This is a genomic window from Bacillus sp. BS3(2021), assembly GCF_021043345.1.
Taxonomy (GTDB): Bacteria; Bacillota; Bacilli; order Bacillales; family Bacillaceae; genus Bacillus; species Bacillus paralicheniformis.
Genome location: NZ_JAJNDM010000002.1, coordinates 86,899 through 110,714, shown reverse-complemented (window position 1 = coordinate 110,714; position 23,816 = coordinate 86,899). Strand labels below are relative to the sequence as shown.

General features: G+C 47.2%; 23 protein-coding genes and 2 pseudogenes. 12 read left to right on the top strand and 13 right to left on the bottom strand.

Annotated elements, in window-relative coordinates:
* The first annotated feature begins 3 nt into the window (after window positions 1-3).
* Window positions 4-507 (top strand): D-lyxose/D-mannose family sugar isomerase, encoded by a 504-nt coding sequence (locus LQ247_RS05915; protein ID WP_020450216.1) that lies wholly within the window; start codon window positions 4-6, stop codon window positions 505-507.
* 16 nt (window positions 508-523) lie between these two features.
* Here LQ247_RS05915 and LQ247_RS05910 read toward each other — a convergent pair whose 3' ends face one another.
* Entirely contained in the window at window positions 524-907 is a 384-nt protein-coding gene (locus LQ247_RS05910; protein ID WP_025810091.1) for a DUF2283 domain-containing protein, read from the bottom strand.
* Between the two features lie 83 nt (window positions 908-990).
* Here LQ247_RS05910 and LQ247_RS05905 point away from each other — a divergent pair, with 83 nt between their 5' ends.
* The 3 genes from LQ247_RS05905 to LQ247_RS05895 all read left to right on the top strand — a co-directional run bounded on the left by LQ247_RS05905 (window position 991) and on the right by LQ247_RS05895 (window position 3,780).
* The gene (locus tag LQ247_RS05905; protein ID WP_023857899.1) at window positions 991-1,413 is read left to right on the top strand and encodes a pyridoxamine 5'-phosphate oxidase family protein; all 423 of its coding nucleotides are present in this window, start codon (window positions 991-993) and stop codon (window positions 1,411-1,413) included.
* 451 nt (window positions 1,414-1,864) lie between these two features.
* On the top strand, window positions 1,865-2,674 hold the full coding sequence (locus tag LQ247_RS05900) for a lipid II flippase Amj family protein (RefSeq protein ID WP_023857898.1): 810 nt from the start codon (window positions 1,865-1,867) through the stop codon (window positions 2,672-2,674).
* 164 nt (window positions 2,675-2,838) lie between these two features.
* Window positions 2,839-3,780, top strand: coding sequence for an LCP family protein (locus LQ247_RS05895; RefSeq protein ID WP_023857897.1), 942 nt, complete (start codon window positions 2,839-2,841; stop codon window positions 3,778-3,780).
* A gap of 31 nt (window positions 3,781-3,811) precedes the next feature.
* Here LQ247_RS05895 and LQ247_RS05890 read toward each other — a convergent pair whose 3' ends face one another.
* Both LQ247_RS05890 and LQ247_RS05885 read right to left on the bottom strand, forming a co-directional pair.
* Complete coding sequence (locus LQ247_RS05890; RefSeq protein WP_031305229.1) at window positions 3,812-4,105, bottom strand: DUF3817 domain-containing protein; 294 nt, start codon at window positions 4,103-4,105, stop codon at window positions 3,812-3,814.
* Window positions 4,106-4,189: 84 nt separating this feature from the next.
* Window positions 4,190-4,600, bottom strand: coding sequence for a carboxymuconolactone decarboxylase family protein (locus LQ247_RS05885; RefSeq protein WP_026580575.1), 411 nt, complete (start codon window positions 4,598-4,600; stop codon window positions 4,190-4,192).
* A gap of 117 nt (window positions 4,601-4,717) precedes the next feature.
* Here LQ247_RS05885 and LQ247_RS05880 point away from each other — a divergent pair, with 117 nt between their 5' ends.
* Both LQ247_RS05880 and LQ247_RS05875 read left to right on the top strand, forming a co-directional pair.
* The gene (locus tag LQ247_RS05880; protein WP_023857895.1) at window positions 4,718-5,146 is read left to right on the top strand and encodes an Lrp/AsnC family transcriptional regulator; all 429 of its coding nucleotides are present in this window, start codon (window positions 4,718-4,720) and stop codon (window positions 5,144-5,146) included.
* A 70-nt stretch (window positions 5,147-5,216) separates the two neighbouring features.
* Window positions 5,217-7,400 (top strand): DNA topoisomerase III, encoded by a 2,184-nt coding sequence (locus LQ247_RS05875; RefSeq protein ID WP_105980544.1) that lies wholly within the window; start codon window positions 5,217-5,219, stop codon window positions 7,398-7,400.
* 158 nt (window positions 7,401-7,558) lie between these two features.
* Here LQ247_RS05875 and LQ247_RS05870 read toward each other — a convergent pair whose 3' ends face one another.
* From LQ247_RS05870 to LQ247_RS05860, 3 genes are read right to left on the bottom strand one after another with little or no spacing between them, the layout of a single operon-like run.
* A complete protein-coding gene (locus LQ247_RS05870) occupies window positions 7,559-8,476 on the bottom strand; it encodes a prephenate dehydrogenase dimerization domain-containing protein (protein ID WP_231005703.1) in 918 nt (305 codons plus the stop codon).
* The gene (gene pabB, locus LQ247_RS05865) at window positions 8,473-10,569 is read right to left on the bottom strand and encodes an aminodeoxychorismate synthase component I (protein WP_231005702.1); all 2,097 of its coding nucleotides are present in this window, start codon (window positions 10,567-10,569) and stop codon (window positions 8,473-8,475) included. Before pabB ends, LQ247_RS05870 begins: the two co-directional genes overlap by 4 nt.
* The gene (locus tag LQ247_RS05860; protein WP_025810086.1) at window positions 10,538-10,927 is read right to left on the bottom strand and encodes a chorismate mutase family protein; all 390 of its coding nucleotides are present in this window, start codon (window positions 10,925-10,927) and stop codon (window positions 10,538-10,540) included. The genes pabB and LQ247_RS05860 overlap by 32 nt, the downstream gene beginning before the upstream one ends.
* Before the next feature lie 996 nt (window positions 10,928-11,923).
* Between LQ247_RS05860 and LQ247_RS05855 the strand changes: the two genes are divergently transcribed.
* Window positions 11,924-13,645: a pyruvate oxidase gene (locus tag LQ247_RS05855; RefSeq protein ID WP_020450230.1), complete on the top strand. Its 1,722-nt coding sequence runs from the start codon at window positions 11,924-11,926 to the stop codon at window positions 13,643-13,645.
* A gap of 138 nt (window positions 13,646-13,783) precedes the next feature.
* A pseudogene (locus LQ247_RS05850) lies at window positions 13,784-14,389 on the top strand (lytic polysaccharide monooxygenase auxiliary activity family 9 protein); the annotation flags it as partial.
* A 119-nt stretch (window positions 14,390-14,508) separates the two neighbouring features.
* Here LQ247_RS05850 and LQ247_RS05845 read toward each other — a convergent pair.
* The 5 genes from LQ247_RS05845 to aspA all read right to left on the bottom strand — a co-directional run bounded on the left by LQ247_RS05845 (window position 14,509) and on the right by aspA (window position 18,676).
* Complete coding sequence (locus tag LQ247_RS05845; protein WP_020450232.1) at window positions 14,509-14,760, bottom strand: hypothetical protein; 252 nt, start codon at window positions 14,758-14,760, stop codon at window positions 14,509-14,511.
* A gap of 71 nt (window positions 14,761-14,831) precedes the next feature.
* Window positions 14,832-15,383, bottom strand: coding sequence for a GNAT family N-acetyltransferase (locus LQ247_RS05840; protein WP_020450233.1), 552 nt, complete (start codon window positions 15,381-15,383; stop codon window positions 14,832-14,834).
* 53 nt (window positions 15,384-15,436) lie between these two features.
* Window positions 15,437-16,717: an Nramp family divalent metal transporter gene (locus LQ247_RS05835; RefSeq protein ID WP_020450234.1), complete on the bottom strand. Its 1,281-nt coding sequence runs from the start codon at window positions 16,715-16,717 to the stop codon at window positions 15,437-15,439.
* Window positions 16,718-16,899: 182 nt separating this feature from the next.
* Window positions 16,900-17,160 (bottom strand): GlsB/YeaQ/YmgE family stress response membrane protein, encoded by a 261-nt coding sequence (locus LQ247_RS05830; RefSeq protein WP_020450235.1) that lies wholly within the window; start codon window positions 17,158-17,160, stop codon window positions 16,900-16,902.
* 94 nt (window positions 17,161-17,254) lie between these two features.
* Entirely contained in the window at window positions 17,255-18,676 is a 1,422-nt protein-coding gene (gene aspA, locus LQ247_RS05825) for an aspartate ammonia-lyase (protein ID WP_043054070.1), read from the bottom strand.
* Between the two features lie 306 nt (window positions 18,677-18,982).
* Between aspA and LQ247_RS05820 the strand changes: the two genes are divergently transcribed.
* Window positions 18,983-20,197, top strand: coding sequence for a macrolide family glycosyltransferase (locus tag LQ247_RS05820; protein ID WP_231005701.1), 1,215 nt, complete (start codon window positions 18,983-18,985; stop codon window positions 20,195-20,197).
* Here LQ247_RS05820 and LQ247_RS05815 read toward each other — a convergent pair.
* Window positions 20,194-20,640: a DUF2188 domain-containing protein gene (locus LQ247_RS05815; RefSeq protein WP_020450238.1), complete on the bottom strand. Its 447-nt coding sequence runs from the start codon at window positions 20,638-20,640 to the stop codon at window positions 20,194-20,196. The genes LQ247_RS05820 and LQ247_RS05815 overlap by 4 nt on opposite strands.
* A 118-nt stretch (window positions 20,641-20,758) precedes the next feature.
* Between LQ247_RS05815 and LQ247_RS05810 the strand changes: the two genes are divergently transcribed.
* Window positions 20,759-21,580 carry an EcsC family protein gene (locus tag LQ247_RS05810; RefSeq protein ID WP_023857886.1) on the top strand — a complete coding sequence of 274 codons (822 nt, stop codon included), beginning with the start codon at window positions 20,759-20,761 and terminating at the stop codon, window positions 21,578-21,580.
* 43 nt (window positions 21,581-21,623) lie between these two features.
* Here LQ247_RS05810 and LQ247_RS05805 read toward each other — a convergent pair whose 3' ends face one another.
* Window positions 21,624-22,913 (bottom strand): Na+/H+ antiporter NhaC family protein, encoded by a 1,290-nt coding sequence (locus LQ247_RS05805; RefSeq protein WP_128823357.1) that lies wholly within the window; start codon window positions 22,911-22,913, stop codon window positions 21,624-21,626.
* Between the two features lie 128 nt (window positions 22,914-23,041).
* Here LQ247_RS05805 and LQ247_RS22180 point away from each other — a divergent pair.
* Both LQ247_RS22180 and LQ247_RS22175 read left to right on the top strand, forming a co-directional pair.
* Window positions 23,042-23,371: pseudogene (locus LQ247_RS22180) on the top strand (cupin domain-containing protein); the annotation flags it as partial.
* Between the two features lie 6 nt (window positions 23,372-23,377).
* The gene (locus LQ247_RS22175) at window positions 23,378-23,731 is read left to right on the top strand and encodes a YdbC family protein (RefSeq protein WP_306419670.1); all 354 of its coding nucleotides are present in this window, start codon (window positions 23,378-23,380) and stop codon (window positions 23,729-23,731) included.
* Window positions 23,732-23,816: the final 85 nt, after the last annotated feature.

Sequence of the window (23,816 nt, the reverse complement as noted above, 5' to 3'; positions counted from 1 at the left end):
CGTGTGAAGGTGACAAAGGAAGACGTAATCGAATACTACGAGAAAGCGGGCATCGCGCTGAGCGACGATGATAAAGAAAACATCCAAATCATGGACTACGGTTTAAATAAGCTGAATAAGCTGGGACTTCAGCTGTTCGTCTATGTCAACACAGACCGCTACTGTGCCAAAGAGCTTGTATTATTCCCTGAACAAACATGCCCCGAACACCGGCATCCTCCCGTAGACGGGCAGGAAGGGAAAGAAGAGACATTCAGGTGCAGATACGGAAAAGTGTATTTGTATGTAGAAGGAGAAAAAACGGAAGTCCCGGCCGTTCTGCCGCCGCACGAGGATATCGAGCATTTCACCGTTTGGCACGAAATTCAGCTCACACCCGGCGAACAGTACACGATTCCGCCGGATACGAAACATTGGTTCAAAGCGGGGAGTGAAGGTGCTGTGGTTACGGAGTTTTCTTCAACAAGCACCGATGATCACGATGTGTTTACAGACCCGAGAATTTAGCGAATGGGAGCCAATCTCATTCGCTTTTTTCCGTCCGATCAAACACATCAAAGCCGATGAAGCGTTGTCCGTCATGATCGGCAAAATAAAATTGAACACCGTTCACACAAAGTGTTTTGACCGCTTCCTGTGACGTCGGTCGAAACCGATGAACGCGGGCGCCGTTTAGGAAAGCCGGTTCAAGTTTGTGTTTTCTGCCGGTCAGCGTTCCAAGCCGCGCTATTTCCGGAGCCGCCTTCCCCGGAAATTCGACACCGATCATCCGCTGATGGCGGTCAAAGTCTGCAGCCAAAGCCGTATTGCCGATATCATCGGTTGCTGCGGCAGACCCGGCACGGTTTTCCGTCAAAGCAATGTAGCCCATATCAGCCTCAGCATCAAACGATATGAAAATATTCACGTCAAAAACCTCCGTTCAATTGTTTAATATACAAGACATTGTGGAAAAGTAACAGTGGAGACATACAAAGGAGGGAACTTAAAATGGATCAGCAGCAATTGAAGAACAAAGTGCTCGACATTCTCGATCATCATAAAATCGGTTCGCTTGCAACGGTCGAAAGCGGCAAGCCTCATTCCCGCTACATGACCTTTTTCCACGACGGGCTGACGCTTTATACACCGACAAGCGATGAGACGCACAAGGCAGAAGAAATTGATAACAATCCGAACGTCCACGTGCTGTTGGGTTATAACGGCGAAGGATTAGGCGATGCATACCTTGAAATCACAGGTACGGCAAAGCTCAATCATTCTAAAGATTTAAAGGACAAAATCTGGGATGAAAAGCTTGAGCGCTGGTTTGACGGAAAGGACGATCCGAACTTGACCGTGCTTGAGATTGAGCCTTCGGAAATCAGACTGATGAATGAAGGTGAAAGCACCCCGGTCACGCTGGATCTGTAGCGCGCTGTGCTTAACAGTTTGTCATCAAGGACGAACTGTAGTATAATAAAAAACAGGAACACGCAAAAGAGCAAATAAATGGAAAGTAGACTTCTTTTTTCTTTCTTAGAAGATACTGATTTCTTCCTCTGACCCGCCCCTAACAGGATAGAGGGAAAAAAGACTTTTTGTTTCACAATTCACACTGGCGCGGCTTCGGAGCCGCAAGGACGAATGAGAGGTAGGGCTTTCGTTGTCTTGTATCAGAAATTCCATGGTGTTTACTTTCAACTCGGAACGATAGATGCTGATCTTTTACGAAATTCAAATGACCGCCTTTGGCAGCGGATAAATTATTTGCTCGAATAAATATGATAATTGAGACCGCTTCGGCTTTTGCCGGGGCGGTTTTTGATTTGCCGAAACGTTTGCGTTTTGAAAACAGTCTTACCTATAGACTGGAGGAAGAGAAATGGACTTTTTAACATCTAAGGTACTATTGATTTTTTGTTTTCTGTTGCTGATCCATTCCATCGAAACGCTCGCATACGCCGCTCGTCTGTCAGGCGCGAGAGTCGGATTTATCGCATCGGCGCTGTCATTATTTAATGTGATGGTCATCGTCTCAAGAATGTCAAATATGGTTCAGCAGCCTGTGACGGGGAAGCTTGTCGATGTTGCGGGTGCGGACGCACTTTCCCTCGTCGGCAGCCAATTTCGGTTTTTAATCTTTGGTTCAACCGTCGGTACAATTTTCGGAATGCTGCTTCTGCCGACGTTTGTCGCCGTATTTTCGAGAGCGATTGTTCATTTGGCAGGGGAAAACGGCTCCGTTTTGCAAGTGTTTCGCAAGGCGTTCTCAAAAAATATCTTCAAGCATGCCAAGCATTATGCGAGAAGACCGAGTCTGGAATATGTGAAAGACTTTCGGTTCTGCTACATACCGAAGCGGCTGTTTGTCTTGAACATGGCCATCACGGCGATTTATACAATCGGCGTTCTTGCCGCTCTTTATGCGGGCGTCCTCGTGCCCGAAAGGCATACGACCGCGGTGATGGCTTCCGGCCTTGTCAACGGGGTGGCGACGATGCTGCTGGCGCTGTTTGTCGATCCGAAGGTTTCGGTACTTGCAGATGACGTAGCAAAAGGGAGGCGGAGCTACACCTATTTGAAATGGGCTTCGATCACGATGGCAACATCGAGGGTGGCCGGGACGATTTTTGCCCAAGTTCTGTTTATCCCGGCTTCTTACTATATCGCATGGATGACGAAGTGGATGTAGTCGATTTTTGACGAAAAGATCAAAATTCGATCATTTTTCTTTCGAAATGAAACAAATGAAAACAAAAGATTATCTTTTTCGACACGATTAGACGGCTTGATCTTTCTTTTATTAATTGCCCGCTGTTTGATCCTGTGATAGTCTTATGTGTGGCGGTGATAAAAGTGGAGAGGGTTAGAGTAAGAGTAAGAAAACCGAAAAGAAAAAGGCGAAAAATCATAAAGCGCCTGTTTACCTTAATGTTGCTGGTTATCATAGCAGCAGCGGGTTATACCTACTTTGAATACAAAAAAGGCTTATCCGAATCTGACGGGGATTTTAAAGAAGACGGTCAGTTTGAATTTAACGGGGAAGGCTCTGATCTTGATGAAGTGAACATCCTCGTTCTAGGGATCGATTCAAGAGGGGAAGACCATTCAAGGTCTGACTCGATGATGGTGATCCATTATAATAAAAAGCAGAAACAGCCTAAATTGATTTCGATTATGAGGGACAGCTATGTCGACATACCGGGATATGACAAGCAAAAAGTCAATGCGGCTTATGCATACGGAGGCCCGGAACTCGTCAGAAAAACATTAAAAGAATCCTTTGATTTGGACATTAACTATTATGCCATCATCGATTTTAAAGGTTTTGCCAAAATCGTTGATGCGGTGGCGCCTGACGGCATCGAAGTCGACGTTCCGAAAAAAATGTCGTACGGAATCGGCATGACACTGCAGCCGGGAAAACAAATTCTTCACGGTGATAGGCTGCTGGGCTATGTCCGGTTCAGGCATGACAGAGAAAGCGATTTTGGACGGGTCAGAAGACAGCAGGAAATCTTTTCAGAGCTTCAAAAAGAAGCGATGAGCATCGGAAATATCGCCCAGCTTCCGAAGCTGTGGGGGCTCGTCGATCCGTATATTGAAACAAACATTCCGAACGGCGTCATCTTCTCCCTCGGCAAAGACTTTTTGCTCGGAAGCGTAAAAGAAACCAAAAGCTTCAGGCTCCCGGTTGACGGATCATTCACGAACAAAGACGATCCAACATACGGGGCGGTCCTCGATTTAGACCTTGAACAAAACAAGGAAGAGCTGAAACGCTTTTTAAATGAGTGATCAAAAAAACCGCCGGGTTTCCCGGCGGTTTTTACTGATCATATTTTTTTAGTCCCCGGTCATAAAGGAAATTGCCGAACGGAACAAATGCGGCCACAAGACCGGCAGCCGGCCATTTCACAGACCACCTCAGCACAAAAGTCGCATACAACAGAACAAACAAATACAAAATAAACAATCCGCCGTGAAGCGATCCGACAATCGTAACGGCCATCGGATAATCCGCCCAATATTTAAGCGGCATGGCGATAAACAGCAGGATTAAAAGCGAAATGCCTTCAATAAAACCCATCAACCGAAGGCGGCCAATCGGCGTTTGCAGCATAGTATACCTCCTGTGGAGTGATAGTCTACCTTTATACTATAAACCAAAAGGGGACAAATATGACAGGTTTTTTCTCCGTTGGATTTATGCGTCTGCCGGAAGCTTCATTAAAGCGCCGAAATATTGCTGGGCAGTCGTAAAACAAATAAATGCGGTCAATTCCGTTATTTCTTCTTCTGAAAACACTTCTTTTAAAACATCAAACTGCCTGTCTGAAACGTGCTCCCTCTGCGCCAAAAAGACCTCTGCAAACCCCATTGCAAAGCTCGTTTTCTGCTGATTCGGGATCTCGGGTTTCCCCTTTGCCTTGCAATATTCGCATCCGTTTCCCTGAGCCAGCACGCGGCGCACCTGCTCCTTCAGTTCCTTTGATAAAAAGCCGTCTCCTGACAGCTCCTCAGCTAAAGCCGTCCAGTTTGACATCAGGCTTTCGGAGTGTCCGAGCAGCCGCTGAAACGGCGTCTCTCCTCTGTCTGAAAAATTGATTCTTGTCATATGATGATCACCTCTTCATAATCATATATAAGCAGAAGTGAAAAATGAATTTCGAACGAAAGAATTTTCATGATAATATTAAAATGATGAAATAGAATGAAGGGAATAAAGTTACATATGAAAATTGATGACCTCGATTTTAAAATCATAGCCGAATTAAAGAAAGACAGCCGTTTATCGATGCGGGAGCTGGGCAGGAAGATCAGCCTTTCCGCGCCGTCTGTGACCGAAAGGGTCAGGCGGCTCGAATCGTTCGGCGTCATTAAAAAATATACGCTGGACATCGATTACCAAAAGGTCGGCCTTCCCGTATCCTGCATCATTGAAGCAACGGTGAAAAACGGGGAATACGAAAGGTTTAAAGCATATATCGAACGCCTCCCGAATATTGAATTCTGCTACCGGATCGCGGGAGCCGCCTGCTATATGCTGAAAATCAATGCAGAGAGCCTGGCGCAGATCGAAGCGTTTATCAATGAAACATCACCATATGCCCAAACCGTGACACACGTCATTTTTTCTGAAATTGAAATAAAGGAATCATGAACATTAGAGCTGCATCTGTATCATCTGTTATAATAAAAGGATGCATGAACAAGAAAGTGATGTGATGGACTTGTCTAAAACAGTCGTTTTAGCAGAAAAACCTTCAGTCGGCCGTGACTTGGCCCGCGTGCTGAAGTGTCATAAAAAAGGAAACGGATATCTTGAAGGCGACCGCTATATCGTGACATGGGCGCTCGGCCATCTGGTCACATTGGCGGACCCTGAAGGATACGGAAAGGAATTCCAGTCTTGGCGGCTTGAAGATCTGCCAATCATCCCCGAGCCTTTAAAGCTCGTCGTCATTAAAAAGACCGGAAAGCAGTTTCAGGCGGTTAAATCGCAGCTGATCAGAAAAGACGTCAAAGACATCGTCATAGCAACCGATGCCGGCCGGGAAGGCGAGCTTGTCGCCCGCTGGATCATCGAAAAAGCAAAGATTACGAAGCCATTGAAGCGCCTGTGGATTTCATCGGTCACAGACAAAGCGATTAAAGACGGATTTAAAAACTTAAAGAACGGCAAAGACTTTGAAAACCTTTACCATTCAGCCGTGGCTCGAGCTGAAGCCGATTGGATCGTCGGCATCAACGCGACGAGGGCGCTGACAACGAAATTCAACGCCCAGCTTTCCTGCGGACGCGTACAGACGCCGACATTGGCGATGATCGCGAAAAGAGAGGAAGATATCAAGAACTTTAAACCCGTCCCTTATTTCGGCTTGCGTGCAGCGGTTGACGGTATGACGCTGACGTGGCAGGACAAGAAAACGAAGCAGACCCGCACTTTCAACGCGTCTGTGACGTCACAGCTTGCAGGAGCGCTGCAAGGCAAACCGGCCGCTATCGTCGACTTGAAAAAAACGGCGAAAAAAAGCTTTGCCCCCGGACTTTATGATCTGACCGAGCTGCAGAGGGACGCCCATAAACGCTACGGATTTTCCGCAAAAGAAACGCTGTCCGTTTTGCAGAAGCTCTATGAGCAGCATAAGCTCGTCACCTATCCGCGGACGGACTCAAGATTTCTTTCTAATGACATCGTCCCTACGCTGAAAGACCGTTTGGAAGGCATGCAGGTGAAGCCTTATGCTCAGCATGTGACCCGGATCTTAAAGCATGGCGTTAAAGCCAATAAAAGCTTTGTTAACGATGCGAAAGTATCCGATCACCACGCGATAATTCCGACGGAAGAGCCGCTTGCGCTCGGCGCGTTAAGCGAAAAGGAAAGAAAGCTTTACGATTTGATCGCGAAGCGCTTTCTCGCCGTTTTAATGCCGCCGTTTGAATATGAAGAAACTAAAGTGTTTGCCGAAATCGGCGGAGAAACCTTTACGGCAAAAGGGAAAACCGTTCAGTCGCAAGGCTGGAAAGCGGTGTACGATTTCGCAGACGAAGATGATGACGAGGAAGAAAAGGATCAAACCCTTCCTAAACTCGCAAAAGGCGACACGCTGTCCGTCCGGTCTTTGACAGAGACGAAGAGTGAAACAAAACCGCCGGCGCGGTTTAATGAAGGAACATTACTGTCTGCGATGGAAAATCCGGCCGCATTTATGCAGGGAGAAGAAAAAAACCTTGTGAAAACTCTCGGAGAGACGGGCGGACTCGGGACGGTGGCAACACGCGCCGACATTATCGAAAAGCTGTTCAACACGTTCCTGATCGAGAAAAAAGGAAAAGATATCTATATCACCTCAAAAGGAAAACAGCTCCTTGAGCTTGTTCCGTCAGATTTAAAATCTCCTGCCCTCACCGCTGAATGGGAGCAGAAGCTGTCAGGCATTGCGAAAGGAAAACTTAAATCCTCCGCCTTTATCAAAGAAATGAAGGAGTACGCAAAGCAGACGATCAGAGAAATCAAAAGCAGCAATCAAACGTTTAAGCATGACAATATCACAGGGACCCATTGCCCTGACTGCGGAAAACTGATGCTGAAAGTAAACGGCAAACGCGGCACAATGCTCGTCTGCCAGGACAGGGAGTGCGGCCACCGCAAAACAGTCGCCAAACAGACGAACGCCCGCTGCCCGAACTGCCATAAGCGCATGGAACTGCGAGGACACGGAGAAGGCCAGACATTCGCCTGCGTCTGCGGCCACAGAGAAAAACTCTCCGTTTTCGAAAAGCGCAGGGCAAAAGACAAAAATTCAAAAGCATCAAAACGCGATGTACACTCCTACATGAAAAAGCAAAACAAAGATGAGCCAATCAACAACGCGCTCGCCGAACAGCTGAAGAAGCTGAAGCTTGATCAATAATCATCAAACAGCCTGCCGGAAACGGCAGGCTGTTTTAATGTGACCAAATATCACAAAACTAGCGAACTTGTCAGTGGAAAAGTCGCGAATCTACATGACATTTTCATACTTCTATTTGTCCCGGAAAGCTGTTCAAAGGAATCAGTTGTTTATAAAATTCAATTAACCGGGGAATTGGTTTGGCTGTGCTTTCCCTCCTTTGGTGCGATTGGCCCTTCAAAGATACTAGTACAGAGATCTTGGTAATGGGCTATTTCAGATCCAAATACCTCTCTGGATTTACGCATCAGTTCGGTGAATACGGACTGATCCCTCACCGATTCATTCAACGATGCAACTGCTTCAGCCAGTGCAGCACGAGCCGTCATTGCTTGGTGGTTCACGGATTGGACGTCCCAATACACATCCGGTGTTCCAGAACTAATCCGTGCCAGTAGCGCAAGCATAGTTGCATGCGGAGGGGGTGCAAGAGAACCAAGTTTTGCAATGTCAACATCTAATTCTGCGAGCGCCAATCCAAAGGTGAGTATCGCTGCATGAGTGAGTGCCTGCAAAGCCGCGGCCAATTGATCATGCTCCTCAGCTTCTAATAGCACCGGACGACCTTTCCAATCTAAAATCATCTGAATCAAATGACTTCCTTTAGGCCCATCGTTTTGAACGATGACAGCTACTGGTCTACCCACGATACTAAGGCTGGGAGCAAACATAGGGTTAAGACCTATGCTTTCGAAAGGCAAACCCAAAGCGTGTATTTTGTTAAATATGGGTGATTGTACAGAAAGAGTGTGCGTCAAGAGAGAATCAGGCTTCATTAACGCCCCGACAACTTTTACTGCTTGAAGAGCCGCGGTCTCTGGTAAAGCGAGCATCACCATGTCGGCCTTTTGGATCTTATCTTTGGCCTGTGGAGTCGGAACAGTGATGTCACATTTCATGAATTGTCGACGAACGGAAGGAGGATTCATATCGATAATACATACTTCAACACCCGATTCTTCAAGAAGGTCTGCAAACATCCCGCCAACGCCGCCGGCTCCTCCCGCAATCACACACTGCCTTATTTCCTGACTCATCTTGAACCTCCCACTGCAGAGACTTCCGCTGCTGCGATAGCTGAGACCATAGCTCGCGCTTTAACCTGAGTTTCTTTGAATTCCTCTTCTGGATCTGACAATGCTACGATCGCTCCTCCGACACCAAAAGTCGCCTTGTCATCGGTCACAACAACTGTGCGGATAACAATACTAAGATCCGCAGCTCCACTCAGTCCAAACCAGCCGAGGCTGCCCGAGTAGACACCGCGGGGGCCCTTCTCGAGTCGGTCTATGATTTCCATCGTCCGAATTTTCGGAGCACCGGTCATCGAACCGCCTGGAAAAGCAGCGCGGACGCAATCAACCGTTGATTTGTCCGGACGTATAGTGCCGCGAATCGTCGAGATCAACTGGTGAACTGGTGCATATGTTTCTACATCGAAAAGCTTAGGTACATGAACAGATCCTATTTCACAAACAGTGTTAAGGTCATTTCTGACTAAGTCAACGATCATTAAGTTCTCTGCGAGATCTTTTTCATCACTTAGCAACTCATTTCGTAATTGGTGATCTTCAGCAGAAGTCCTGCCTCTCATCCGGGTACCCTTGATCGGTTTGGACTCAACGATACGATCAGCACCGATTGAGAGGAACCGTTCCGGAGAGGCACTTAGTACTGCTGCATCCGCAAAGTTTAAAAATGCCCCATAGGGAACCGGACTGATTCTTCTCAGATGCGTATACGTAATCCAAGGATCTATAGGGGTATAAACAGTTGCGGAATTAGTCAAACATATCTCATAGGATTCACCATTGCGGATTTCTTCTAAGCAATTGTTGATCAGTTGAAGATAAGAAGGCCGGTTATGCCGAAACTCGATTGGGATATTGTGGTCTGGCACGGATGTAAGGACTGAATCCTTGTCCGAATCGTTTGCTGCAGCAGGAATGTCATTCAAGATTCGCTCTGCCGTATTTAGCCAGTTGAGTGCTTGCTTATCCTCATCCCCAGTCGAAAGACACAACAGATAGGCTTCCTGTTCAAGATGATCAAAAACAAGCATGCGGTCAACGAAAAGCAGGGCTGCATCAGGAATCTCAGATTGATACCGGCTGCTCCCGCAAGTTTCAGCTTTTAGCTCATAGCCAATGTAGCCCACATAGCCGAGATTGAAGTCAAAGGGAAGGCCTTCCGGAGTAGATGTTGCCCGACGGCGGATTTGCTCATCAAGATAATCATAAAATGACTGTTGAATGAACTCCGTCTCTTGACCCGAACGTTGTACTTTTACAACACCCTCTGCTACTCTATAGGTCAAATATTCAGCATTCTCTCCCGCACCATCGCCAAGATAGGAAAATCGTGACAAGCCTTCGATGACACTGCTGCTGTCAAGCCAGAATCCATGAGGTGCATCAGCAAATAGTGTCTGGTAACTTAACTGAGCGTCAGGAAATCCCGATAATTTTCGAAAATGGATCCGGTAGAAATCGCTTTTAGAATGGGAAGGCTCCTTTAATTTGGGAGACGGTCTTGATCGTTCAGTGCGCTTCGGAGTCAGGTCTCTAAAGTTGGCAAGCAACTCGCGCCCATAATGACTGCAGATTGACTCGGGGTGGAATTGCACACCCCAAATCGGCAGATTGCGGTGTCGAAGCCCCATAATCAACTCATCTTTTGTCCACGCAATTGCTTCCACATCATCACCCAGATCAGTAACGACAAGGGAGTGATAGCGTACGACAGAGAACTCAGGAGGAAGCCCGTCAAAGATATCAACCCCTGAATGGTGAATGACTGATGTTCGTCCATGCATAGGCTCAGAAGCATGGTTCACCTTCCCGCCAAACAAATGAGCTATGCCTTGATGTCCAAGACAGACTCCGAGGACTGGCAGCTTAGCTTCTTGAATAATAGTTGCATTAATACCAAAGTCCTCAACCCGTTCCGGTCGACCGGGGCCTGGGGAGATCACGATGTTGTCAATCTCATCAATCGGCACTTGTGACCAGTCCATATCATTACGGACAACTATTGGCGGTCGGCCATTTACTTCGCCGATCAATTGATACAGGTTGTAAGTAAATGAATCATAGTTGTCAATTAGAAGTGTTTGTATCCCTGCCCCCATTAAACAATTCCTCCCTTTTTCTTTTTTGGCCGGCCAGGCTTGAAGAAATGTCCTGTCTCCGATTTTCTGAATGGTCAATTACGATATCCTCAACCCTGCACGTTTCAGAAATAATGAGCTCATAAAGGTTACGCAAAAACTCTTGACTTAAACCATTCTCGTCAGCGTATCGAGCTGCCCGTTCCTGGACAAAGTTAATTCGGTGCGGCTGCATCATCGGAATATTATACTCGCGTTTGTATAATCCAATCTTAATGCAGCATTCTAAACGTTCTTTCAATGTATCCAACAGTTGTTCATCAATACGATCAAGTTTTACACGCAGGCCCTCAAGCCCCTTTTCTATTTCTGATAACATGTAAATGCCTCCAATTCTAAATTCTTTTGATAAAAGAGAGGGACTTTACCTTGACGATCCGCGTCTCTCCTTTTCACCCGAAACTTAGACTATGAAGTATACGGTTAATAAGATAAGAAGATTTGAGTGTTTCGACTATAGTTTCAGTGAAATTACCTTCAGATCGCAACAACCGAATCTCGAAGACAGATGGCTTCCACAGCACTTGAAACTGATAATCTGCAGCATTATGAATATCTAACGTGCCGAGGAGACTTAACAAGCGGATTGAAATTGTCGTGGTATCTGCATTAATAGAATAGACCAGCTTGTCCTTCTAAAATGGAGTAACCTTGATACAATGCCGCATGACAGGTGGATTCACATACGTACGAGCGCTGCTGACCCAACAGATCAGGATGATTGGATAAACAATCCAGTATCAAATGCTAAAAATTTTATAAAAGCAGATTATAATAGTTGCCGCCACGACCACCCCTGTGTTTGACGAAGGATTTAACAATCTTAACTTTCATCGATGCTATGCAAATTCGGTTTATTTCTGTTAAATTATAACTCCGAACCTAAATTATAACAATTTAAATATTAAAAAAAGTTTCAACACTTGTGTGAATGAACTGCGCCGCAATTGCTCTAAAGGATGAAGACCAAATGAAAAGGCATGAGTGCCATACAATTCCGGACTCATGCCAGTCTAACCGCTTCATGACATTTTATTGTCTAACTTCGCTGGGGCATATCAAAATGAGTGGCAGCCTTTTAGTAGATTTGATCATGTATACATGGAGTGGTGCTTAGGATAGGTGCCGCCGGATTTACCGGGCATGGCTTCAAGTTCAGCAGTGTGGCGGAGAGATCTTTATGCGAGATGAGTACGGCTGGGAACACAAAGCATGAAACAGCCGCTGTCGTGGTTTCCTTCACTTTCGTCAGCATGCCGGATCACGTTTCCCGGCAGCGAAAAAGTGGTATGGAAGAAACAAAGGAGGACGTGATATGGCAAACAAAACCGCAGGAAAAGTAGCTGCAGAACTGCTGAAGGAATGGAATATTGATCATGTTTACGGCATGCCGGGGGACAGCGTCAACGAATTTATCGATGAATTGCGGCATGAAGAAAACAGCCTCCGCTTCATTCAAGTGCGCCATGAAGAAACCGCTGCTCTCGCTGCCGCAGCTGATGCGAAGCTGACAGGTAAAATCGGCGTCTGCCTTTCGATAGCGGGCCCGGGTGCCGTTCATCTGCTGAACGGATTGTATGACGCGAAAGCTGACGGGGCGCCTGTGCTGGCGATTACAGGGCAGGTGTCTTCGAATGAAATCGGAAGAGATTACTTTCAGGAGATCGGTCTTGAACGAATGTTTGAGGATGTGGCTGTCTTTAATCAGCAGGTTCATTCGGCCGAAGCCCTGCCTGACCTTTTAAATCAGGCGATCCGTACCGCCTACAGCCAAAAAGGGGTCGCCGTACTGAGCGTATCCGATGATCTGTTTGCGGAAAAGATTAAGCGGAAGCCGGTTTATACGTCTGCGCTTTATATTGAAGGCGATCTTCAACCGAAGCAAAGCCAGCTGATGCAGTGTGCACAATTGATTAATCATGCGAAAAAGCCGGTGATTTTAGCCGGAAAGGGAATGAAATCGGCAAGAGATGAGCTGCTCGAGTTTGCCGATAAAGCGGCCGCACCGATCATCGTTACGCTCCCCGGGAAAGGAGTCGTACCCGATCGGCACCCGCACATGCTCGGGAATCTCGGACACATCGGTACAAAACCCGCATATGAAGCGATGGAGGAAAGCGATCTGTTGATCATGCTGGGGACTTCTTTTCCGTACCGCGATTATCTTCCGGAAGATGCGCCGGCTATTCAGCTTGATAACAACCCGGCGAAAATCGGCAAACGGTATCCTGTCACCGCCGGCCTTGTCTGCGATGCGAAAAAAGGGCTTATGGAACTGACGAAAACCATTGAACGGAAATCGAACCGCGCATTTTTGGAAAGCTGTATACAACATATGAGGAAGTGGCGCTATGAAATTGAAAAAGACGAACAGGTGGCGACAGAACCGCTCAAGCCTCAGCAGGTGATTGCAAGGCTTGAGGACGCAGTCGCCGATGATGCGGTCCTGTCTGTTGACGTCGGAAATGTGACGGTTTGGACGGCACGCCATTTTAATATGACCAATCAGGATTTTCTGATTTCAAGCTGGCTTGGCACGATGGGATGCGGTCTTCCAGGCGCGATTTCCGCAAAGCTTTCCAATCCGGAGCGCCAAGCTGTAGCCGTGTGCGGAGACGGCGGCTTCAGCATGTCCATGCACGATTTTCCGACTGCTGTCAAATATGACCTCCCCATTGTTGTCGTGATTTTAAATAATCAGAACTTGGGAATGATTCAATATGAACAGCAGGAAAAAGGGCATGTTAATTATGCAACAGCGCTCGAAAATGTCGATTATGCCAAGTTTGCCGAGGCCTGCGGCGGGAAGGGCTTCAGCGTGACAAAGCACGAAGAGCTCATTCCGGCTTTGAAAAATGCCTTTCAATCACAAAAGCCGTCGATTATCGATGTGGCCATAGCAGATGAACCGCCGCTTCCGGGAAAAATATCTTATACACAAGCTGTCAACTACAGCAAATATATGATCAAAAAACTGGTTGAGAAAAAAGAGCTCGACTTGCCGCCGCTGAAAAAAAGTTTAAAAAGGATTTTTTAGTATGATGCCAAGGGAGATCGTCCCTTGGCTTTATCATGTTCAGATGTTAAAATTTGATGGATAGTATTGGGATATCCGCGTTTTTTCTTTTTGCATCAAAACCCGTCTCAACACAATAAAAAGAGAGGGGATTGAAACGTGGATTATTTTAAGAAAAGTACCTTCAGTACAGCTTTCATACTATCAGCCGGATTGCTGTTGATGTCAATCATTCCTCAGCACGCCTTCGCTCATGGTTTTGTCGAAAAACCAGGGAGCAGAGCGGCTCTGTGCAGTGAGGCTTACGGACTTCTCAATCTGAACTGCGGAAGCGTGATGTATGAGCCGCAAAGCCTGGAAGCGAAAAAAGGGTTTCCGCATGACGGCCCGGCAGACGGACAAATAGCATCCGCGGGCGGACTGTTCGGCGGGATTCTTGATCAGCAGTCGGAAAATCGCTGGTTTAAACATATCATGACCGGCGGAGAACACACCTTTACCTGGACATATACCGCCCCCCACAACACCAGCCAATGGCACTACTATATCACCAAAAAAGGCTGGGATCCTGACAAACCGCTAAAGCGTGCAGATTTCGAACGGATTGGAACCGTTCCGCATGATGGTTCCCCTGCATCCCGCCATTTATCTCACCAAATTTACATTCCAGAAGACCGCTCCGGGTATCATGTGATATTGGCCGTTTGGGATGTGGCTGATACTGAAAACGCTTTCTATCAGGTGATCGACGTTGATCTAGTGAACAAATAAAGCCCAGTCGTCTGAAAACCGATTTGTGAATCAGCGGGTTTTGGTGCAAACAGAGAAAATAAGTAATCAAAAACCCCGGCATGTTTTGGGAAAGCCGGGGTTTTTGGTATTCGTTATTTCTTTTTCTTCATGGCGGCAGCCATGAACGGCAGCAGGGTGCCGAACAGCATTGTGCCGCCGAAGAAATTCCCGAGGTAAGGCTGTCCGATCAGGTAACAGACGGCAAATACAGCCGCAGCAAGACCGATCATGATATAGCCTGGATAAAACCTTTTTTTAAAGCTTGTCCGCTGGGTCACCCGGAAAAATATCAGCCCGATGACGAGCGGGACAATCCATAGGTAAAACAGTATAAATACTTTCATAATCAAAACTCCATATTTTTTTATCTATCATACCAGATTGCAGTGTAAAATGCGTGTGACAAATCCCGGACTCATTTGCTGCGGGCGAGGTATTCCTCCTTCAGGAGCCCGTATACGAAATGGTCGGCGAAGTGGTCGTGGAGCCACTCGCATTGCCTGAGGCAGCCTTCTTTCGTGAAGCCGAGCCTTTCCGGAATAGCCTGGCTTTTTACGTTTTGAACAGCGGCTCTAATTTCAATTCTGTTTAAATCGTATTCGCTGAAAAGCGTGTCGATCAGCGCCCGGCAGGCATCAGTCATCAGCCCTTTTCCTTGAAAAGGCTCCCCCAGCCAATAGCCGATCGAAGTCGTACGGTTGATCCAATTGATATAATGGAGTCCGATGATTCCGGCAAAATGGCCTTGATGCCATATTCCCGCTTGAAACCCGTTGTTCGCAGCGGCCTGTTTCATGCATTCTTCGATAAAAGCTTCGGTATCCTCCAGCTGCTTTGTGCCGTCCACCCAAAACAGCCATTTCCGCAACACATCTTTAGACTGCTGGATCTGCATATAAACTGCTTTGGCATCTTTTGGTTCGAGCATTTTTAAATAAAGATCATCACGCACCATTAATTTAAACATCCAGAATCCCCCTTTTCTTCAGTATAATATAAAAAAGCCGACCAAGGTCGGCTTTAACCAGAAAATGTATCGTAAATCAAGAAAATATTAAGGGCGACGATTAAGGCGGCGATCAGCCAGGAGACGGCTGTTATCCACTTCGCATTTTTCAGGCTCCCCATAATGCGTTTATTGCTCGTAAATAAGATAAGCGGGATAAGGGCAAAGGCGATCCCGAATGACAGGACGACCTGGCTCAAGACAAGAGCGGTTGTCGGATTTACCCCTGAAGCAATAATAGCGATAGGCGGCAACATCGTAATGAACCGTCTTAAATAAAGCGGAATCCTGAAATTAATGAAGCCCTGCATGATAATATCTCCTGAAAGCGTTCCGACAGACGAACTTGATAAACCGGCGATTAACAGGCCGACGCCGAACAGTACGGCGGAAAGCGGACTGACCATGCTGCTGAAGTGGCTGAAGGCCACATCAAGGTCTTCGACAAAAATGCCGTTCTTATAAAACAGTGCAGCGGCGACGATCAGCATGCTCGCATTGATTGCTCCGGCAATCAGCATGGCGATTAAAATGTCGATGAACTCAAACCGGAATATCTTCTTCTTTTCCGCTTCCGTTTTTCCGATCACTCTCCGCTGGGTGAGAGCGGAATGGAGATAGATGGCGTGCGGCATCACGGTCGCTCCCAAGATTCCCGCCGCCAGCAGGATGCTGTCTGCACCATCGAAGCGGGGAACAAACATGCCCTCCAAAACCGAACCGATATCAGGTTTTGCAAAAAAGGTTTGAAAGGCAAAAGCGATCACGACGATGAACAGCATTCCTGTTATCGCCGCTTCTAGCGGCCTGACGCCGCGCCTTTGCAGTTCCAAAATCGCGAAAGATCCGGCGGCTGCAATAATCGATGCTTCAAGCATCGGTATGCCGAACAGCAAGTAGAGACCGAGAGCAGCTCCGATAAATTCAGCCAAGTCGGTCGCGATCACGACAAGCTCTCCCTGAATCCACAAGCCGATGGAGACCGGTTTAGGGAATTCTTCCCGGGCGACTTCGGGCAGATTTTTACCCGTTGCAATTCCGAGCTTGGCAGACAGCGACTGAATCAGCAAAGCCATAATATTTGAAAAAAGAATCACCCATAAAAGCAAGTAGCCGTATTTCGAACCAGCCGCGATATTTGTGGCGAAATTGCCGGGATCAATATAAGCTATAGCCGCGATAAACGCCGGACCCAAAAAAGGGAGCAGCCTTTTGAAGCCTTTGCTTTTTCCGTCCAGTGCATCTTGAGCTTCTTTTGATATTTGCGAGTGTTTGGACAAATCGTGACTGACCATTTGATTCACCTAGATTCTCAGTTATTTTTCCTTGTGCATAAAAGTTTCCTTAGTGCAAAAATTATATCATCATCATATGCCCGCGATGATCAATTGTCAACCATAAGATGTTATAGTATATGCGCGAACGGTTTCGCCCAAACAAAAAACCAGCACCGCTTTTGGGCGATGCTGGCCGGATATTATGCCTGAGAACCCATTCTCCCGCGGAAGATTAGGTTTAAAATGAAGACGAGAATTGCGGCTCCGATTATTGCCGGAAAGATGGCGAATCCCGCAATATCAGGCCCCCACGTTCCAAGCAGCCCGTGGCCGATCCAGGCTCCGATAAAGCCGACAACCATGGAGCCGATAATACCTCCTGGTGCACCGTGGCCTCCGATTGCGCCTCCTATTAAACCGATGACAATCGCTACGATTAAAGAAACGAGAAATCCTAACATTGTCTTTCCACCTCTTTCAATTGATTTATATTAAATGTATAGCCCGTCTCGGGCGTCTATAAACGCTTGAAAGCATATTGAGAAAGACGGCTGGCTATTCCTCGAGAAGCGAAGCGCCTGCGATGCCCGGATGCGTCATTTCATACGGATCCAGAATGAGATCCAATTCTTCCTCTGTCAAAACATCATGGAGCAAACACAGCTCGCGCACTGACCGTCCTGTGGCGATCGCTTCTTTTGCAATTCGTGCGGCAGCCTCATAGCCGAGGTGCGGATTGACGGCCGTAATCGTTCCTACGCTTTTTTCAACGAATTCCTTCAGCCTAATCTCATTCGCTTCAATCCCGGTGATGCAGTAATCGGTAAATACGCGAAATCCGTTGTTCATGATTTTAATCGACTGCAGCAAATTAAAGACGAGTACGGGCTCCATCACGTTTAACTCAAGCTGCCCCGCCTCTGATGCAAGGCAGATGGTATGATCGTTGCCGATCACCTGAAATGCGATCTGGTTCATCAGTTCAGGCATCACCGGATTCACCTTGCCGGGCATGATGGAGGAGCCGGGCTGGCGGGGAGGCAGCCGGATCTCGGCAAGCCCTGCCCTCGGGCCTGACGCCATTAAACGCAAATCGTTGGCAATTTTGGACATGTTCATCATGCCGACTTTCAATGCAGCCGATACTTCTGTGTAGGCATCCGTGTTTTGTGTGGCATCGACAAGATGGTCAGCGCCTTTCAGCTGATAGCCGCTGATATCTGATAGGTGTTCGACAACGCTTTGAATATATCTCGGATCAGCGTTTAAACCTGTGCCGACTGCGGTTGCTCCCATATTGACTTCATAGAGGTGATGCTGAGACTGCTTGATCCGCTGAATATCGCGTTCGATGACCCGGGAATAGGCTTCGAATTCCTGACCGAGCCTGATCGGAACAGCATCCTGAAGATGAGTGCGGCCCATTTTGATAACGGAATCGAACTCCTCCGCTTTTTGGCGGAAGGCATCCAGCATATGTTCCATCGTCGATATAAGCTGTCTTAAGTGATTCAATGTGGCCAGATGAATGGCTGTCGGAAACACATCATTCGTTGATTGGGCCATATTGACATGTGTGTTCGGGCTTAAATGGAAGTAATCACCTTTTTCTTTTCCTAAAAGCTCCAAACCTCTGTTTGCGATAACTTCATTTGTATTCATATTCATTGAAGTGCCGGCGCCGCCTTGAATGGGGTCGACAATAAAATGATCGTGCCAGAGCCCTTCCGCTATTTCGCCGGCCGCTTTTACAATGACTTCGCCGAGCTCTTTATATAAACGTTTAATATCCATATTGGCGAGAGCCGCCGCTTTTTTGACCATTGCCAAAGCTTTAATCAGCTCTTCATCAATCCGGTAGCCTGTAATCGGAAAGTTCTCCACGGCCCTCATGGTTTGTACGCCGTAATAGGCGTCAGCCGGAACTTCTTTTTCGCCTAGAAAATCCTTTTCGATCCTGGTTGCTTTCGTATCCATGGCAAAACCTCCGTAGGTTGTTTCTTATGATGTATTGTGCCTCGATCGGCCGTGTTTTAATTTGCTTTTAAAAAAAGGAAAATCGTCTTCTGATTGGGGCTGTCAAGTAATAAAGAGCCTGTTTTCTCTAATAATATACGCTCATTTGCATGGCAAAAAAATTTAAAGGAAAGATATGCAGAAACAGACAAATGGTTATATAGTTATGTTTATTTATTATTAACTTAATTAAATTTCTTTACTTCATTTGTCTTTTTGTAGTAAATTTCCTTATATAAATTTTCGTATGAGAAAGGAAGAGCTGTGATGGGACATGTACTGATGATCAATTTCCCGGGAGAGGGGCACATCAATCCCTCTCTTGGCGTCACAAAGGAGCTGCAAAGACGAGGAGAAAGCATCGTCTATTATGCAGTTGAGGAATACGCTGAAAAAATTAAAAAAACAGGGGCGGAAGTCCGTTTATACCCGGATTTCAGAGAGGCTTTATCACCCGGGAAAGAAAGAGAAAAGATGGACTTTGCCGAGTTGATATACAATATGTCAGGTAAAGTCGATGAGATCGTTCAGCTCATCTGCCAGGAAGTCAGGGACGAGTCTTATGATTATGTGATATATGACCATCACTTTTTGGCGGGGAAAATCATTGCTGAAATGCTTGGGCTGCCGAGCGTTTCGTTATGTACGACATTTGCAATGGACGAGACGTTCGCAAAAACGTTTACCCTGCAAGGCGACCTTGAAAGCTCGCCGTATTTTGAAAAATTGAAGCAATCCCTTGGCGAATTAAGTGAGCGGTACCCCGTCAGTCTCGACAAGCCGTTTGACGTATTCTCCTGTCCGGGGGACATTACGATTGTCTTTACCTCCAGGGAGTTTCAGCCTCATGCCGAGCGATTTGGAAATGACTATTTGTTTGTCGGGCCGTCGATTACGAGCAGACAGGATCCAGGCAGCTTCCCGTTCGCTGAGCTGGAGGGGGAAACCGTCATCGTGATCTCGATGGGCACGATCTTTAATCAGCAAAAAGAGCTGTATCATATGTGTATCGAAGCGTTGAAAGACTTTGACGGCAAGGTGGTTATGGCTGTTGGGAAATCAACGGATCCCGCGGATCTCGGCACCATACCGGATCATTTTATCGTGAGGCCGTATATCCCGCAATTGGAGGTTTTGAAAAAAGCCGATGTATTTGTCACCCACGGCGGCATGAACAGTACAAATGAAGGCCTGTATTTTGATACGCCGCTCATCGTCATTCCGATGGGTGCTGACCAGTTTTTCGTCGCAGCTCAGGTGGAACGGACAGGGGCCGGGATCAAGCTTGATAAAAATGAACTTTCTCCGGCTGTTTTACAAAAAACGATTGAAGATATGCTTGAAAACCGCTCCTATAAAGACGGCGCCGCCAAAATCGGCCGCTCGCTCCGCGATGCCGGCGGCTATCAAAAAGCAGCTGATGCTGTATTGGAGTTGGCGGGGAAAAAAGTAAGACGCTCCAAAAACGGAGCGCCCCGTTAATTCATCCTGATCTTCCGCTCCACACTGCCGTCTTTTTTATGGACGATGACGGCAGTGCCTTTGTTTTCGGCGATTTCTTTCGCCCGTTCGACGGCTTCTGCTTTTGTATCCTTTACTTCGCTGGCCCGCTTGGCGTCTTCGGCTTTGACTGCCCAGCCTTTTTCGTGTTTAATGACATGCTCGCACTTTTCCGCAAGCTCCGGCCTGCTGCTCGAACCGCTGTCACCGCGTACCGTTTCATCAGCTTCCTCCGCATAGGATTTGAGTTCGCTTTTGCTCCTGTTATCCGCCCATTCCTTCGCCTGACTCGTCGCGATCGGAATCGCCCGGCTTTCGTCGTATCCTTCGTCTACCATTGCATTCGCAATTTCAATGGCTTTCTTTTTTACCGGTTTGTCCAAATGTTTCAATGAAGCGGGATAGTCTTCCATTGACCATGGCATTTGATCATTCCTCCTTTTACATAAAGGTTTACCCTCCGGCTGCCGATCAAAAAACACGGATTCATAAAGTGAATCATTGTATACTATAAAAAAACACGATTGAGAGGGCGAACCTTCTGTGCGCAACGATAAAACAGATTTGGAAAACGAACTGAAAAAAATTGAAAAATGGGAAAAAGAGCAGCAGAAAGCGTGGTTTTGGGAAAGGATCGGGCGGCTGCCGTTCAAGGTTCTGGACAAGCTTACACCGGCATTCATTCAAGATAAAATCGGTCTCTTGCTCGACGAAATCGGCGGCTTTATTCAAAACGGCGGCCAATATTTGACGTCCGAAAAACATCTGATCCGCCAGTTTCAAAAAAAGCTCCCGGATGAAACGATCGAAACGGTCGAAGATATTCAAAGGGCTCCTTTGGAAGTGATGGATCAAATGTGTGAAAACCTCGGAAAAAACAGGGCGAATACCGCGGCTGTCCAAGGAGCGACAACAGGTGTCGGCGGCTTATTCACGCTTGCCGTCGATATTCCCGCCATCCTCGGCCTTTCATTGAAGACATTACAGGACATCGCGGTGTCTTACGGCTACGATCCTAAAGAAAAAACGGAGCGGATGTTCATTATTAAATGCCTGCAGCTCAGCGCCGCTGATATTGTCGGGAAAAGGGCGATCATTCAGGAACTCAGCCGATACCATCTACAGTCAGGCTCACGGGAAAATATGATTTCGCAAATTCAAGGCTGGCGGGAGGTTGTTTATACATACCGCGATTCTTTCGGATGGAAAAAGCTGTTTCAAATGGTGCCCGTCGCAGGCATCCTCTTTGGCGCAATCTCAAACCGTTCAATGGTGAACGGCGTTGCCGAAACAGGAATGATGATGTATAAAAAACGGAGGATCATGGAAAGGCTTGCGGAGCTGGACGCCGCAGAAACAGAGTGATAAAAAGGCTGCCGTTTCGATAACGGCAGCCTTTTTCATGGAGTTACGCTTTTTCCGTAAAGCGAGGCAGTCTGAAGATAATCGCGCATATGCCGCAGACGCCGATCAAAATCGGATAAAAAGAATAAGGAAGAATGCTGACAGGCGATATTTTCGCGATTTGTGCAGCTGACAGCATTTGCGCGCCGTAAGGAATCAATCCTTGTACCACACAGGAAAAGATATCGAGGATGCTCGCCGATTTCCTATTGTCGATTCCGTACCGGTCGGATAAATCTTTTGCCAGCGGCCCCGCTGTAATAATGGCAATCGTATTGTTGGCCGTCGCCAGGTTTGCCGCACTGACAAGGCCGGCAATGCCCGCTTCCGCTCCTTTTTTTGAACGGATTCTCCGCGATACAAATTGAAGGAGAAATGCGATCCCGCCGTTTCGCTTCATCATTTCCGCCATTCCGCCAATCAGAAGCGATAAAATGATCAGTTCGGACATCCCGCCGATGCCTTCGGTGATCGCGGTTAAATACGTATGAAGCGTCAGGCTGCCGTCGGAAATACCGATTACTCCGGCTAACACGATGCCGCCGAAAATAACGGCCATAACATTAAATCCGAGAAGGGCGAATATCAGAACCCCGAGATACGGCAGCACCTTCACCCAGCTGTAAGTCCCGGCTTGTGCGGCAGGATGCCCTCCGGCTGAAAACACCATCAGCAGGATGACCGTGGCAACCGCGGCAGGCAGGACGATCAGGAAATTCGTTTTAAACTTGTCCGACATTTTCGTCTTTTGTGTGCGGACAGCGGCAATGGTCGTATCGGAAATAAATGATAAGTTATCACCGAACATCGCGCCCCCTACAACCGCAGCAACCGAATAGGCCGCCGGAACGCCGATTTCGGCGCTGATCCCTGCTGAGATCGGAGCGAGCGCAGCAATCGTTCCGGTTGACGTGCCCATCGACACAGAGATAAACGCAGCGATGATAAATAAACCGGCAACCATAAACTGCCCCGGTACAAACGAAAGCGCAAGATTAACGGTTGATTCAACGGCCCCCATCGCCTTTGCGGCTGATGAAAACGCGCCGGCCAAAATAAAGATCATCACCATGATCATAATATCGGGGTGTCCGGCGCCTTTCGCAAACCACTCCGTCTTTTGGCTGAGCTTCTCCTTACGGTTCATCGCCAGTGAGACAACCGATGCCGCAAGCGCCGCGGCCACGATTGGCAGGCTGTAAAAATCGCCTGTGATCAAGCCTGATCCAACGAATAAACAAACAAATAAAAACAGCGGCAAAAGCCCTGAAGCTTTTCCGTTTTGATTTTGCATGATGTACACCTCTTCTATAGGTTCAAACCGTTTTTTCACCAATATCCAACACTTTAAAAGGCGAACGCTCAAAAGTCAAATGGTAAAATAAGTTCGGGAGAAAATCAAATGAAAGAGGAGTGAAGCTGATGGATCGCAAAACGAGTCTTCTTGAATTGACAAAGAAAGTCACAGAAAAGCACGCCAATTTTTCCGTTTCGGAAGTGAACGACCATTGTATGCGAATTGCTGTTTTGGAGGGCGAATACGTATGGCATTTCCATCCCGGCTCAGATGAGCTGTTTATTGTTTTGGAAGGAGAGCTGTTGATCGACTTTCAGGACCGTCCCGCAGAAGTCCTGAAAGCGAACGATTCCCTGCTGATTCCGAAAGGCGTCATTCACCGGACGCGCGCTGATGTAAGGTCGGTTAACCTTTGTATAGAAAAAACTAATGCGGAAACCGTCCCGTTCGCGGAAGGGAATGTGCTGAAGCTGATACGGTGCAAACCAGCCGGACAACAGCTTCATGCATTCAGCGAGGCGCAGGCCAAATGGGCTCCGCTGCAAAACGTCAGCGGATTCATCAGACAGTGGGGCGGATGGATGGAAACAGAAAACGGGCCGGAAGCCCTTGTCCTCGTGCTTTGGAAATCAAAGCGCGATTATTTGAACTTTATGGCCGATCATCATGATGCAATATATGAAAGAACGAATCAGAAAGGTACGTTCGAATCCATCAACATTACCCTGTTTGAAGAGCCTGCCGAGATATCTAAGACGCTGCAGAACAATACGCCGGCTCCGGTACCGGAATGGACGGTAAAAGGCAGCGGATGATTGCATGATTCCCGGACTCTTTCGTGAATGTGCTATTTGTGTTTACTCTTTTTGAAATGTGGAATGTAAAAACCATAACACTTCA

Bases quoted from the DNA above. Each gene is read 5' to 3' on its own strand.
- LQ247_RS05855 (WP_020450230.1), top strand. From the start codon at position 11,924: ATGGCAAACAAAACCGCAGGAAAAGTAGCTGCAGAACTGCTGAAGGAA.
- LQ247_RS05805 (WP_128823357.1), bottom strand. From the start codon at position 22,913: ATGCAAAATCAAAACGGAAAAGCTTCAGGGCTTTTGCCGCTGTTTTTA.
- LQ247_RS05840 (WP_020450233.1), bottom strand. From the start codon at position 15,383: ATGTTTAAATTAATGGTGCGTGATGATCTTTATTTAAAAATGCTCGAA.
- LQ247_RS05880 (WP_023857895.1), top strand. From the start codon at position 4,718: ATGAAAATTGATGACCTCGATTTTAAAATCATAGCCGAATTAAAGAAA.
- LQ247_RS05905 (WP_023857899.1), top strand. From the start codon at position 991: ATGGATCAGCAGCAATTGAAGAACAAAGTGCTCGACATTCTCGATCAT.
- LQ247_RS05835 (WP_020450234.1), bottom strand. From the start codon at position 16,717: ATGGTCAGTCACGATTTGTCCAAACACTCGCAAATATCAAAAGAAGCT.
- pabB (WP_231005702.1), bottom strand. From the start codon at position 10,569: ATGGGGGCAGGGATACAAACACTTCTAATTGACAACTATGATTCATTT.
- LQ247_RS05830 (WP_020450235.1), bottom strand. From the start codon at position 17,160: ATGTTAGGATTTCTCGTTTCTTTAATCGTAGCGATTGTCATCGGTTTA.
- LQ247_RS05885 (WP_026580575.1), bottom strand. From the start codon at position 4,600: ATGACAAGAATCAATTTTTCAGACAGAGGAGAGACGCCGTTTCAGCGG.
- aspA (WP_043054070.1), bottom strand. From the start codon at position 18,676: ATGGATACGAAAGCAACCAGGATCGAAAAGGATTTTCTAGGCGAAAAA.
- LQ247_RS05820 (WP_231005701.1), top strand. From the start codon at position 18,983: ATGGGACATGTACTGATGATCAATTTCCCGGGAGAGGGGCACATCAAT.
- LQ247_RS05860 (WP_025810086.1), bottom strand. From the start codon at position 10,927: ATGTTATCAGAAATAGAAAAGGGGCTTGAGGGCCTGCGTGTAAAACTT.
- LQ247_RS05870 (WP_231005703.1), bottom strand. From the start codon at position 8,476: ATGAGTCAGGAAATAAGGCAGTGTGTGATTGCGGGAGGAGCCGGCGGC.
- LQ247_RS05815 (WP_020450238.1), bottom strand. From the start codon at position 20,640: ATGCCATGGTCAATGGAAGACTATCCCGCTTCATTGAAACATTTGGAC.
- LQ247_RS05890 (WP_031305229.1), bottom strand. From the start codon at position 4,105: ATGCTGCAAACGCCGATTGGCCGCCTTCGGTTGATGGGTTTTATTGAA.
- LQ247_RS05900 (WP_023857898.1), top strand. From the start codon at position 1,865: ATGGACTTTTTAACATCTAAGGTACTATTGATTTTTTGTTTTCTGTTG.
- LQ247_RS05845 (WP_020450232.1), bottom strand. From the start codon at position 14,760: ATGAAAGTATTTATACTGTTTTACCTATGGATTGTCCCGCTCGTCATC.